This window comes from Amycolatopsis sp. NPDC004747, assembly GCF_053601335.1.
Map to the genome: position 1 here is coordinate 256,466 of NZ_JBSGBQ010000001.1, position 11,644 is coordinate 268,109.

General features: G+C 70.6%; 11 protein-coding genes. 7 read left to right on the plus strand and 4 right to left on the minus strand.

Going from position 1 to position 11,644, the window contains the following annotated elements; all coding sequences use genetic code 11:
* The first annotated feature begins 76 nt into the window (after positions 1-76).
* From ACWEGE_RS01030 to ACWEGE_RS01045, 4 genes are all read left to right on the plus strand, one after another.
* Positions 77-1,114, plus strand: a complete 1,038-nt coding sequence (locus tag ACWEGE_RS01030; protein WP_449658403.1) for an LLM class F420-dependent oxidoreductase — start codon at positions 77-79, stop codon at positions 1,112-1,114.
* A 1-nt stretch (position 1,115) separates the two neighbouring features.
* Positions 1,116-1,958, plus strand: a complete 843-nt coding sequence (locus tag ACWEGE_RS01035) for an undecaprenyl-diphosphate phosphatase (protein ID WP_449658404.1) — start codon at positions 1,116-1,118, stop codon at positions 1,956-1,958.
* A gap of 49 nt (positions 1,959-2,007) precedes the next feature.
* A complete protein-coding gene (locus ACWEGE_RS01040; RefSeq protein WP_449658405.1) occupies positions 2,008-2,715 on the plus strand; it encodes a histidine phosphatase family protein in 708 nt (235 codons plus the stop codon).
* A gap of 93 nt (positions 2,716-2,808) precedes the next feature.
* The gene (locus tag ACWEGE_RS01045) at positions 2,809-4,863 is read left to right on the plus strand and encodes a M3 family metallopeptidase (RefSeq protein ID WP_449658406.1); all 2,055 of its coding nucleotides are present in this window, start codon (positions 2,809-2,811) and stop codon (positions 4,861-4,863) included.
* A gap of 133 nt (positions 4,864-4,996) precedes the next feature.
* Here ACWEGE_RS01045 and ACWEGE_RS01050 read toward each other — a convergent pair whose 3' ends face one another.
* The 3 genes from ACWEGE_RS01050 to ACWEGE_RS01060 all read right to left on the minus strand — a co-directional run bounded on the left by ACWEGE_RS01050 (position 4,997) and on the right by ACWEGE_RS01060 (position 7,220).
* Entirely contained in the window at positions 4,997-5,578 is a 582-nt protein-coding gene (locus ACWEGE_RS01050) for a ClpP family protease (RefSeq protein ID WP_449658407.1), read from the minus strand.
* Positions 5,579-5,702: 124 nt separating this feature from the next.
* Positions 5,703-6,689, minus strand: coding sequence for a malate dehydrogenase (locus ACWEGE_RS01055; RefSeq protein WP_364248843.1), 987 nt, complete (start codon positions 6,687-6,689; stop codon positions 5,703-5,705).
* A gap of 99 nt (positions 6,690-6,788) precedes the next feature.
* Positions 6,789-7,220 carry a MarR family winged helix-turn-helix transcriptional regulator gene (locus ACWEGE_RS01060; RefSeq protein WP_449658408.1) on the minus strand — a complete coding sequence of 144 codons (432 nt, stop codon included), beginning with the start codon at positions 7,218-7,220 and terminating at the stop codon, positions 6,789-6,791.
* 94 nt (positions 7,221-7,314) lie between these two features.
* On the opposite strand from ACWEGE_RS01060, the gene ACWEGE_RS01065 reads away from it, so the two are divergent.
* The 3 genes from ACWEGE_RS01065 (at position 7,315) to ACWEGE_RS01075 (ending at position 9,484) form a co-directional block, all read left to right on the plus strand.
* Entirely contained in the window at positions 7,315-7,713 is a 399-nt protein-coding gene (locus tag ACWEGE_RS01065; protein ID WP_449658409.1) for a nuclear transport factor 2 family protein, read from the plus strand.
* 46 nt (positions 7,714-7,759) lie between these two features.
* Positions 7,760-8,611, plus strand: a complete 852-nt coding sequence (locus ACWEGE_RS01070) for a TIGR03560 family F420-dependent LLM class oxidoreductase (RefSeq protein ID WP_449658410.1) — start codon at positions 7,760-7,762, stop codon at positions 8,609-8,611.
* A 243-nt stretch (positions 8,612-8,854) separates the two neighbouring features.
* On the plus strand, positions 8,855-9,484 hold the full coding sequence (locus tag ACWEGE_RS01075; RefSeq protein ID WP_449658411.1) for a DUF4360 domain-containing protein: 630 nt from the start codon (positions 8,855-8,857) through the stop codon (positions 9,482-9,484).
* A 66-nt stretch (positions 9,485-9,550) separates the two neighbouring features.
* Here ACWEGE_RS01075 and ACWEGE_RS01080 read toward each other — a convergent pair whose 3' ends face one another.
* A complete protein-coding gene (locus ACWEGE_RS01080) occupies positions 9,551-11,644 on the minus strand; it encodes an FUSC family protein (protein WP_449658412.1) in 2,094 nt (697 codons plus the stop codon).

Here is an 11,644-nt window from a genome sequence, read left to right on the forward strand (position 1 = left end):
CCTAGTGGGCAGCCTCCTCCGGAGGAGACCAAGGTGAGTCGTGTCGCGATCATGGCCCCCGTTAGGGTCTGTCCGCGTGCGACTCGGACTGAATCTCGGCTACTGGGGAACGGGGAACGACCCCGCGAACCTGGCACTGGCGAAACACGCGGAGGAGCTGGGGTACGCGGTCGTGTGGGCCGCGGAGGCCTACGGCTCGGACGCGGTGACCGTGCTCTCGTGGATCGCGGCGCGGACGTCGCGGATCGACGTCGGCGCCGCCGTGCTGCAGATCCCGGCGCGCACGCCGGCGATGACGGCGATGACCGCCGCGACCCTCGACACGCTCTCGGGCGGCCGGTTCCGGCTCGGCCTCGGCGTGTCCGGCCCGCAGGTGTCCGAGGGCTGGCACGGTGTCCGGTTCGCCTCCCCGGTGAGCCGCACCCGCGAGTACGCCTCGATCGTGCGAACCGCGCTGCGCCGCGAGCGGCTGAGGTTCGAGGGCGAGCACTTCACGCTGCCGCTGCCGGACGGCCCGGGCAAGGCGCTGCGGCTGACCGTCCGGCCGGCCCGCAAGCACATCCCGCTGTACCTGGCCGCGATCGGCCCGAAGAACCTGGAGCTGGCCGGGGAGATCGCCGACGGCTGGCTGCCGGTGTTCTTCTCGCCGTCGCACGCGGGGGAGCAGCTGGCCCACGTCCGCGCCGGCGCCGAGCGGGCCGGGCGCACCCTGGAGGGCTTCGACGTCGTCCCTTCGGTGCCGCTGGTGCCCGGCGAGGACTGGCGGGCGTGTGCGGACGCCGTGCGCGGCTACGCGGCCCTCTACCTCGGCGGGATGGGGAGCAAGGAGAAGAACTTCTACAACCGGCTGGCGTGCCGGATGGGATTCGCGGCCGAGGCCGCCGAAGTGCAGGAGAAGTACCTGGCGGGCGACCGGGCGGGGGCGATGGCGGCGGTGCCGCCGGAGTTCCTCGACGCGACGTCGCTGCTGGGCCCGAAGGAACGGATAGCGGAGAAGATGACGGAATACGCCGAAGCCGGCGTGACGACCCTGTCGGTGTCGCCCTACACGTCCGAGCCGGCCGCGGCGCTGCGCACGGCCGTCGAGGCTCTCGAACTGGCGGGGGTGGCTTGACGTGGGGTGGTTCGAAGCACTCGTCCTGGGCCTGGTCCAGGGCCTGACCGAGTTCCTGCCGATCTCCTCGAGCGCGCACCTGCGGATCGTGGCGGCGCTGGCGGGCTGGGACGACCCGGGCGCGGCGTTCACCGCCGTCACCCAGATCGGCACCGAGCTCGCGGTGATCATCTACTTCGGGCCCAAGATCGGGAAGATCCTGCGGGCCTGGTTCTTCTCGCTGTACCGGGCGGAGTGGCGCCGTGACCCGGACGCCCGGCTGGGCTGGCTGATCATCGTCGGCTCGCTGCCGATCGTGGTGCTCGGGCTGCTGCTGCAGGACCAGATCGACAGCGCCTTCCGCGACCTGCGGATCACCGCGAGCGTGCTCATCGTGTTCGGCCTGATCCTGCTGGTCGCCGACCGGGTCGGGAAGCAGGAGCGGACGCTGGACGACCTGACCGTGCCGCACGGGCTCGGCTTCGGCTTCGCGCAGGCGCTGGCCCTGATCCCGGGGGTGTCCCGCTCGGGCGGCACGACCAGCGCGGGCCTGCTGCTCGGCTACACCCGTTCCGAGGCGGCGGAGTACTCGTTCCTGCTGGCGCTGCCGGCGGTGTTCGGCTCGGGGGTGTACAAGCTCAAGGACATCGGCGCCGGCGGGGTGCCTGCCCAGTGGGGCCCGACGATCCTGGCCACGCTGGTCGCCTTCGGCGTCGGGTACGCGGTGATCGCCTGGCTGATGGCCTACATCAAGAAGCGCAGCTTCGTGCCGTTCGTGGTGTACCGGCTGGTGCTCGGCGTGCTGCTGTTCGTGCTCATCTTCACCGGCGCGCTGGACCCCAACGCCGGCCCGGTCGGCCACTGATCCGCCCGCGTGGGGACCGCTTGATCGGTCCCCACGTAGGGTGGGACCCGTGAGTACGGTCATTCTGCTGAGGCACGGCAAGTCGACGGCCAACGGCTCGGGCGTCCTGGCCGGGCGCTCCCCGAAGGTCAACCTCGACGACACCGGCCGCGCCCAGGCGGAGAAGCTCGTCGAACGCCTCGACGGCGTCCCCCTCTCCGGGCTCGTCGTCTCGCCCATGCTGCGGTGCAAGCAGACGGTCGGCCCGCTGGCCACCGCCCGCGGGCTCGAGAAGGTCGTCGAGCCCGGGCTGTCCGAAGTGGACTACGGGGACTGGACGGGCAAGGAACTCAAGCACCTGGCGAAGGAACCGCTCTGGCGGGTCGTGCAGGCGCACGCCTCGGCGGCGGTGTTCCCCGGTGGCGAAGGACTCGCGGCGATGCAGGCCCGGTCAGTCGCCGCCGTCCGCGCGCACGACCGGCGGATCACCGCCGAGCACGGCGACCACGCCGTCTGGCTGCTGTGCAGCCACGGCGACGTGATCAAGTCCATCCTCGCCGACGCGCTCGGCCAGCACCTCGACGCCTTCCAGCGGATCGTCGTCGACCCGGCGTCCATCTCCGTCGTGCGCTACACCGAGACGCGGCCGTTCGTGATGCGCGTCAACGACCACGGTGGCGATCTGCGCGGCATCGTGCCGCCGGAACCCAAGCCGAAGCGGGGCAAGAAGGCCGCGTCGAGCAGCGACGCCGTGGTGGGCGGTACCACGGGACGGTGACTCCGGCCACCTCCGGAAAGCGCTGACATCGACCCGGGCGGACCCCGTAGGGTGGCAAGACCGAGTGTCTGTCCCCGACCAGGAGCCTGCCCGATGATTTCGCCGGACAACCCGTTCGCCGCACCCAGCGAACTGCCCTACGGCCTGCCGCCCTTCGACCGGATCTCCGACGCGCACTACCGGCCCGCGTTCGAGGCCGGGCTGGCCGAGCACGCGGCGGAGATCGAGCAGATCGCGGCGCAGGACGCCGAGCCGACGTTCGAGAACACGATCGTGGCCCTCGAGCGCGCCGGCGAGCTGCTCGGCCGGGTGGCGAGCGTGTTCTACAACCTGTCCGGCTCCAACAGCACCGACGAGATCCAGGAGATCCAGGCGGAGTTCGCGCCGAAGCTGGCCGCCCACCACGACGCGATCCACCTGAACCCGCAGCTGTTCGCCCGGATCGACGCGCTCCACGCCCGCCGCGGCGAGCTCGGTCTCGACGAGGAGTCGCTGCGGCTGCTGGAACGCCGGCACACCGACTTCAGCCGCGCCGGCGCCGGTCTCGGCGAGGCCGAGCAGGCGCGGCTGCGCGAGCTCAACGAGCAGCTCTCCACGTGGCAGACGAAGTTCCAGCAGAACCTCCTCAAGGACACCAACGAGCTGGCCGTCGTCATCGCCGACCGCGCCGAGCTCGACGGCTTCGGCGAAGGCGCGATCGCCACCGCGGCCGAGGCGGCGTCCGCCCGCGGTGAGGACGGCAAGTACGTGCTCACCCTCAGCCTGCCGACCAGCCAGGCCTCGCCGCTGGAAACCCTGCGCAACCGCGAGGTCCGCGAGCGCATCCACACCGCCTCGATGGCGCGGGGCAACCGCGGCAACGCCTTCGACAACAACGCCGTCGTCGCCGAGATCGTCCGCCTGCGCGCGGAACGGGCGGTGCTGCTCGGCTACCCGAACCACGCCGCGTACGTCATCGCGGACGAGACGGCGAAGACGGCCGAGGCCGCGGCCGGGCTGCTGGAACGGCTGGCGCCCGCCGCGGTCGCGAACGCCCGCGCCGAAGCCGCCGAACTCCAGCAGCTGCTGGAAGCCGACGTGCCGGGCGCGACGCTGCGGCCGTCGGACTGGCCGTTCTACGCCACCCAGGTCCGCCGCGAGCGGTTCGAGGTCGACACCGAGGCGCTGCGCCCGTACTTCGAGGCCGACCGCGTCTACCTCGACGGCGTCTTCTTCGCGGCGACGAAGCTGTACGGCCTGACCTTCACCGAGCGCGACGACCTGCCCAAGTACCACCCGGAGGTCCGGACCTTCGAGGTCTTCGACGCCGACGGCACCCCGCTGGGCCTCTACCTGCTCGACCTCTACACCCGCGACGCCAAGCGCGGCGGCGCCTGGATGAACACGTTCGTCGACCAGTCCGAGCTGCTCGGCCGCAAAACGGTCGTCGTCAACGTGCTCAACGTCAACAAGCCGCCGGCGGGGGAGCCGACCCTGCTCACCTTCGACGAGGTCGTCACCGCCTTCCACGAGTTCGGCCACGCCCTCCACGCACTCGTCTCCGCGGTCCGCTACCCCACCTTCTCCGGCACCAACGTGCCCCGCGACTTCGTCGAGTACCCGTCACAGGTCAACGAGATGTGGATGCTGTGGCCCGAAGTACTGGCCAACTACGCCAAGCACCACGAGACCGGCGAAGCCCTGCCGCAGGAGCAGGTGGAAAAGCTGCTGGCCGCCCAGCAGTACGGCGAAGGGTTCTCCACCACCGAGTACCTCGCGGCGTCCCTGCTCGACCAGGCCTGGCACGGGCTCGGCGTCGACGACCGCGTGGGAGAGGTCCAGCCGTTCGAAGCCGAGGCACTCGTGAAGGCCGGCGTGGCCGTCGACGCCATCCCGCCGCGCTACCGCACGACCTACTTCGCGCACATCTTCAGCGGCGGCTACAGCGCCGGGTACTACTCCTACATCTGGAGCGAAGTCCTCGACGCCGACACCGTCCAGTGGTTCCGCGAAAACGGGGGACTGGCCCGGGCCAACGGCGACCACTTCCGCCACACCCTCCTCGGCAGGGGAGGGAGCATCGACCCGATGGACGCGTTCCGCGCCTTCCGCGGCCGCGACCCCGAGATCGAACCCCTCCTGGCCCGCCGAGGCCTCGACGGAGTCTGAGCCCGACCGACCGGCACGCACCGGTCGGATCAACTCAACAACTGTATAACGACCTATACGCCGGGGCTGATTTAAAAAAATCAGCCCCGGCGCTTTTCCTGCCAAAAACCGCAAAGACGGGGACAGGCTCCTATCAGCCGGCGGACACGATGTGGTCGACGAAGCCGTACGTCAGTGCTTCGTCGGCGTCGAACCAGCGGTCGCGGTCGGCGTCGGCGGTGATGCGTTCGACGCTCTGGCCGGTCTGGCGCGCGGTGATCTCGGCGATGCGGCGCTTCATCCGGCCGAAGACCTCGGCCTGGATGGCGATGTCGGTGGCGGCGCCGCCGATGCCTGCCGAGGGCTGGTGCATGACGATCCGGGTGTTGGGCAGCAGGTAGCGCTTGCCGGGGGTGCCGGAGGAGAGCAGGAACTGGCCCATGGAGGCGACGAAGCCGAGGCCGTAGGTGGCGACGTCGGGTTTGACCAGTTGCATGGTGTCGTAGATGGCCATGCCTGCGGTGACCGAGCCGCCTGGTGAGTTGATGTAGAAGGTGATGTCCTTGTCCGGGTCGTCGGCGGCGAGCAGGAGCAGCTGGGCGACGATCCGGTTGGCGGTGTCGTCGGTCACCTCGGAGCCGAGGAAGACGATGCGGTCGCGCAGGAGCTGCTGGTACACCGTTTCGTCCGGGGACTGGGTGGGGGCCTGCATGTCGGGCACGGCGAAAAGGGTCATGGGCCGACGGTAGGGCGCGGGATCCGGTTCGCGGTGGTGGTTTCGCTTTGGGCGTGCGGTGTTCGCCGGACGCGAAAGGGGCCGCCGTCCATTGCGGACGGCGGCCCCGGTGCGGTGGGTCGGCTCAGATGAGGCCGAGCTTCTGCACGGTGTCGCGTTCCTCGACGAGCTCGTTGACGGAGGCGTCGATGCGGGCGCGGGAGAAGTCGTCGATCTCGAGGCCCTGGACGATCTTGTACTGGCCGTTCTCGGCGGTGACCGGGAAGGAGGAGATGAGGCCTTCGGGGACGCCGTAGGAGCCGTCGGAGGCGACGGCGGCGGAGGTCCAGTCGCCGGCGGGGGTGCCGTTGACCCAGGTGTAGACGTGGTCGATGGCGGCGGAGGCGGCCGAGGCGGCGGAGGAGAGGCCGCGGGCTTCGATGATGGCCGCGCCGCGCTTGGCGACGGTGGGGATGAAGTCGTTCTCGAGCCAGGCCTGGTCGACGGCGTCGGCGATGGCCTTGCCGCCGAATTCGGCGTGCTGGACCGAGGGGTACTGGGTGGCGGAGTGGTTGCCCCAGATGGCGACCTTCTTGAGGTCGGTGACCGGGACGCCGAGCTTCTTGGCGAGCTGGGCGAGGGCGCGGTTGTGGTCGAGGCGGGTCATCGCGGTGAAGCGGTCTGCGGGCACGTCGGGGGCGTGCGAGCGGGCGATGAGGGCGTTGGTGTTGGCGGGGTTGCCGACGACGAGGACCTTGATGTCGTCGGCGGCGCCGGCGTTGATGGCTTCGCCCTGGGGCTTGAAGATGCCGCCGTTGGCTTCGAGGAGGTCGCCGCGTTCCATGCCCTTGCTGCGGGGGCGGGCGCCGACGAGGAGGGCGATGTTGGTGCCTTCGAAGGCCTGCTTGGGGTCGTCGAAGATGTCGGTGCCTGCCAGGAGCGGGAATGCGCCGTCTTCGAGCTCCATGGCGGTGCCCTCGGCCGCCTTGACCGCCTGCGGGATTTCGAGCAGCCGCAGCTTCACCGGGACGTCCTGGCCGAGGAGCTGACCGGACGCGATGCGGAAGAGCAGCGCGTAGCCGATCTGGCCGGCGGCGCCGGTGACGGTCACGTTGACGGGGGCTTGGGTCATTGCGGTTCTCCAGCTTGAGACGACTTTGGCTTGTGCCTTGGAGCCTATCCCTCCCGGGCGTCGCTGTTCGGGTGCGTCCAGTCACTCTCGCTGGATCGATCAGGTATCCGTCACGTTGGCGGCGAGGCGGTGGAGCAGGTCGGCGAGCTGGGCGACCTCGGTTTCGGTGAGGCCTTGGCGCATGCGCTGGTCGTGGGCGATGGCGGCGGTGGCGAGGCGGTGGAAGAGCTGTTCGCCGTCGTCGGTGAGTTCGACGAGGTGGACGCGGCGGTTGGCGGGGTCGCGGCGGCGGGTGACGAGGCCGGCGGTTTCCATGCCGTTGAGGTGGTGGGTGAGGGTGGCGCCTTGGATGCCGACGGCGTCGGCGAGTTCGCGTTGGTTGGCGACGGGGGTGGTTTTGAGGGAGATGAGGATCTGCCAGACGGGTTGGGAGCCGCCGGCGGCGGCGAGGGCGTGGTCGAAGGCGCGGGCGGCGGTTTTGGCGGTGCGGGCGAGGACGACGCCGATGGGGGCGGTGGCGGGTTTGGGCACGTGGGGACCCTAGCGCAGATGCCGAGAAGTCGAAGCGTTTGACATCTAATGGTTAGACTTCTAACGTTGAGGCATCGAACGGAAGGGGAACGTGATGAGCACCGAAGAGCAGGTCCGCGAGTTCGGCCGGGTGTGGGCCGCGGCGGAGGAACGCGGCGACACCGAGGCGCTGGCCGGGTTGGCCACCGAGGGGTTCCGCCTGGTCGGGCCGCTGGGGTTCGTGCTGGACCGCGACCAGTGGCTGGCGCGCTACGACGGCGGCGGGCTGATCACCGAGAAGCTGGACTGGACCGAGGTCGAGGTCCGCGGTTTCGGTGGCACCGCGATCGCGATCGGCGTGCACGAGCAGGTCGCCACGCACCGGGGGAACCCGGTGAACGGCCGCTTCCGCGCCGCGCACGTCCTGGTGCGCGACGGGGAGCAGTGGCGGCTGGCGGGGATGCATCTGAGCCCGATCGGCGCCCCGTTCGCACCCGGTGGGGACCAGCGGTGAACCACACGATCGAGTGGGCCATCGAGTTGTCGGGCCGGGGGCGGTCATGCGGTTGAGCATCGGGGTCACGGACTTCTCCTGGGCGGGGAGCCTGACGGGTGAGCTCGCCGCCGTCGCGGTGGCGGCCGAGGACGCGGGGCTGGACACGCTGTGGGTCGCCGACCACCTGCTGCAGGCCGACCCGCACAGCTCCGCGGACTCGGCCATGCTGGAGGCGTACACGACACTGGGGTTCCTGGCCGGCCGGACCACCCGGATCGGGCTGGGCACGATGGTGTCGGCGGTGTCGTTCCGGCCGCCGGCACTGCTGGTCAAGGCGGTCACCACGCTGGACGTCCTCTCCGGCGGGCGGGCCCGGTTCGGTATCGGTGCCGGGCACCACGAGGGCGAGGCGCTGGCGATGGGCCTGCCGTTCCCGCCGGTGGGCGCGCGGTTCGGGCAGCTGGAGGAGACCATCCGGCTGGCGTTGCGGATGTGGGCGGGTGACGAGTCGCCGTTCGAAGGCGAGCACTACCGGCTCGAGCGTCCGATCGGGAATCCGCGGCCGGTGCGGCGGCCGCGGATCCTCGTCGGCGGGGCGGGTGAGCGGCGGACGCTGCGGCTGGTCGCGCGGTACGCCGACGCGTGCAACGTCTTCGACGTCCCCGACGGTGGGCGGACGGTGCGGCACAAGCTCGCCGTCCTGCGGCGGCACTGCGAAGAGGTGGGGCGGCCGTACGGGGAGATCGAGAAGACGATCAGCACCCGGCTGGCGCCCGGGGAGCCGGCGGAGTCGTTCGCGCGGCGCTGCGCGGAGTTCGCCGGGTGGGGCATCGGGCACGCGGTGGTGATCACGGCCGGTCCGTGGCCGGTGGCGGGGGTGGCGACGCTGGGGCGGGCGGCGGCGTTGATCGGCTGAGCCGGACGTCACGCGGGTGATCGTGGCCGGCCGCCGGGGGAGCGGGGGCGCGAAATCGTTTTCTCCACGCATTTATTCACGCTCACCGGAATGGCGTTTACGAAAATTGTCGAAAGGTGAGCAATGTCGCTTGATGGGACGCGTGTCCAGCGTTGCTCCGTTCAGCGGGGTTTGCTTCCATGATCCTTCGGCTACCATGGTCCGGCCCCCATCCCCAATTTGAATGTATTGGGAAGGATTCCGATGCTGTCTGCGGTCGTTGCTGCCGTAATGGCGCTGTCCTCAGTGGTCACCCCGCATTCGTGGAACACCCCTCCGCCGCCTGACAAAATCGTCATCGACGTGGTCAACGCCAATGGCACCGGGTGTCCGGCAGGCACGTCCGCGGTGGCGGTTTCGCAGGATAACACGGCGTTCACCGTGACCTATAGCGCCTACACGGCGTTGGTCGGAGTCGGCGCCGGCCCGCTGGACGCCCGGAAGAACTGCCAGATCGGCCTGCGGGTGCACGTTCCGCAGGGCTTCACCTACGGAATCGCGCAGGCCGACTACCGCGGATTCGCGCACCTGGAACGCGGCGCGACCGGCCTGGAAAGAGCGAACTACTATTTCCAGGGGAATTCGCCGACAGCGTACATTCAGCACCCGCTGGCCGGACTGCTCGATGACGACTGGCATTTCACCGATTCGACGGAGGTGGGTGCGATCGTCTTCAAGCCGTGTGGCGAGGAACGCAACCTGAACATCAACACGGAATTGCGGGCCGCGGTCGGGACGTCGGATCCGAAGAAGACGACCAGCTACGTCACCATGGACTCGACCGACGGCAGCATCACGACCACCTACCACTTCGCGTGGCTCACCTGCCCGTGATCGGCTCCGGGTGACCGGAGGTCCAGAGGGGCGGCGCGGTGGACAACTGCGCCGCCCCGGCCCCGGTCAGGGCTTGGCCGGGGTCCGGGGATCGGTGGCTTCGACGCCGAAGACGCGGCCGAGGGAGACGAGGGCCTCGTCGAGGTGGCTGAGGCTGGAGAGGACGGCCCGGGTTTCGGCCGCTTCGACGCGGTCGGAGACCGGGGTGCCGTCGTCGCGCACGAGCGTGCCGGGTGTGGGGCCACCCGGGGCGTCGAGCGCGGTGCGGAGGACGTCGATGTTGGCCAGCAGCCGGCCGGTGAACCGGCGGAGCCGGTCGGCGTCGGCGCCGGTGAGCTGGCCGGGCTGGGCGCGCGCGGCGACGTGGCGGGCGCGGAAGGCGATGGTTTCCAGGGTGGTGAGCACGTGCCAGCCGTAGTCGCGGCGGGCGCTGCGCAGGTTCACCGGGTGGGTCAGCGGTTCGATGGTGGTACGGACCTGGTCGACGCTGCGGTCGAGGTCGCGGGAGAGCTCGATGATGTTGACGTTCTCCTCGCCGGCGAGCAGGCCGCGGGTGTGCTCGAGGAACTCTTCGAGGTCGTCGAGCACCGCGGTGGTGTCGTCGAGCATCACCGAGCGGGTGCGGACCGGGACGATGACGACCGCGGCGAGGATGCCGGCAGCGGCGCCGACGGCGGTCTCGGCGACGCGGATCCAGAGCACTTCGAGGCTGAACGTGCCGAGCAGGCTGTAGAGCAGGCCGAGCATGCTGGTGACGAAGAAGGCCATCACCACCTGGGAGACCCGCGCGGTGTAGACCATCCCGAAGACGCACACGAGGATGAGGGCGAGCGTGGCGGCGGTGTTGCCGCCGACCAGCAGCGCGAGCAGGACGCCGCCGAGGATGCCGATCAGGGTGCCGCCGAGACGGCGGACGCCCTTGACGAAGGTGGCGCCGGCGCTGGAGGCGCCGATGAACACGACGAACACGGTGAGCACGGCCCAGTACCAGCGCTGGTGGGACACGAGGGTGCCGCCGAGGACGGCGAGCCCGCCGCCGACGACGGCTTGGATGGCGCTGCGGGTGCGGTTGTCGTAGGCGAACTTCGGGGCCGGCTCGTCGGTTTCGTCGGCGTCAGGGGCGAGCGGGTCCGGAGTGGCCTCCGGGGCGGCGGCACGCTGCGCGCGGTCGTCGGCCAAGGCCAGTTCGGCGAGGGCTTTGCGGACGCCGTCGCCGGGCGCGGCGTGCTCGTCGATCCGGCTGCCCTCGACGAGCATCCGGCTGTACTCGCCGGTTTCGCTGATCAGCGGCAGCTCGCGGGGGTCGCGCTCCATCAGGGCGCGGAAGCGGGCGAGCCGGGCGATCAGGTCGTCGCGGACCTCGGCGATGAGTTCGGCGGAGCAGGTGCGCTGGACGGTGATCGCCAGCCAGCCGACGGCGAGCTCGACTTCGATGGCGCGGCGGCGCAGCCGGTCGGCGGCGCGGGCGTCGACGACGTCGGGGGCGGCGTCCTCGATGAGCAGGACGCATTCGTGCAGCCGGGCCAGCGCCGAGCGCAGCTGCTTGCGGGTGCGCTCGCTGCCGTTCACGGCGAGGTAGGCCTCGGTGGCGCGCACGACCGCGCCGAGGCGGGCGCGGAACGCCCGGCGGACGCGGAGGAACTCGGCCTCGGCGTTGTGCCGGAGCAGGACGAACCGGACGACGGCGTTGGCGAGGACGCCGACGCCGAGCGCCATCAGCAGCTGCGGCACCTGCTTGACGTGGGCCTGCAGGAACATCGGGAAGAAGAACAGGAAGAAGGCGATCGAGCCGAGTGCGGTGCCGCGGGCGCCGAAGCGCTGGGCGTAGACCGCGACGAAGATCAGCAGGACGAACACGACGCTGTCCAGCGGCGGCATCGCCGAGCCGAGGCTGGCCACGGTGATCGACGCCGCCCCGGTGAGGAAGGCCAGGACGAGGGTGACGGCCTGGCCGCCCGGGGTCGGGTCGTTGACGGTGAACGCCGTCATCATCGCGGCGATGGCGCCGACGAGGGTGACGGTCAGCGGGACGTGCGCGGGCAGCAGCGCGACCACGGCGAGGACGATCCCGAGCACGGCGGAGCCGGCCAGGCGCAACCGGACCAGGCCGGGGTCGGCCGCCACGAGCCGGTCGAGAACGGCGGTGCGGAGGTGGTTCAT

Coding starts and splice junctions, on each gene's coding strand:
- ACWEGE_RS01045 (WP_449658406.1), top strand. CDS start 2,809: ATGATTTCGCCGGACAACCCGTTCGCCGCACCCAGCGAACTGCCCTAC.
- ACWEGE_RS01050 (WP_449658407.1), bottom strand. CDS start 5,578: ATGACCCTTTTCGCCGTGCCCGACATGCAGGCCCCCACCCAGTCCCCG.
- ACWEGE_RS01055 (WP_364248843.1), bottom strand. CDS start 6,689: ATGACCCAAGCCCCCGTCAACGTGACCGTCACCGGCGCCGCCGGCCAG.
- ACWEGE_RS01065 (WP_449658409.1), top strand. CDS start 7,315: ATGAGCACCGAAGAGCAGGTCCGCGAGTTCGGCCGGGTGTGGGCCGCG.
- ACWEGE_RS01070 (WP_449658410.1), top strand. CDS start 7,760: ATGCGGTTGAGCATCGGGGTCACGGACTTCTCCTGGGCGGGGAGCCTG.
- ACWEGE_RS01075 (WP_449658411.1), top strand. CDS start 8,855: ATGCTGTCTGCGGTCGTTGCTGCCGTAATGGCGCTGTCCTCAGTGGTC.
- ACWEGE_RS01080 (WP_449658412.1), bottom strand. CDS start 11,644: ATGAACCACCTCCGCACCGCCGTTCTCGACCGGCTCGTGGCGGCCGAC.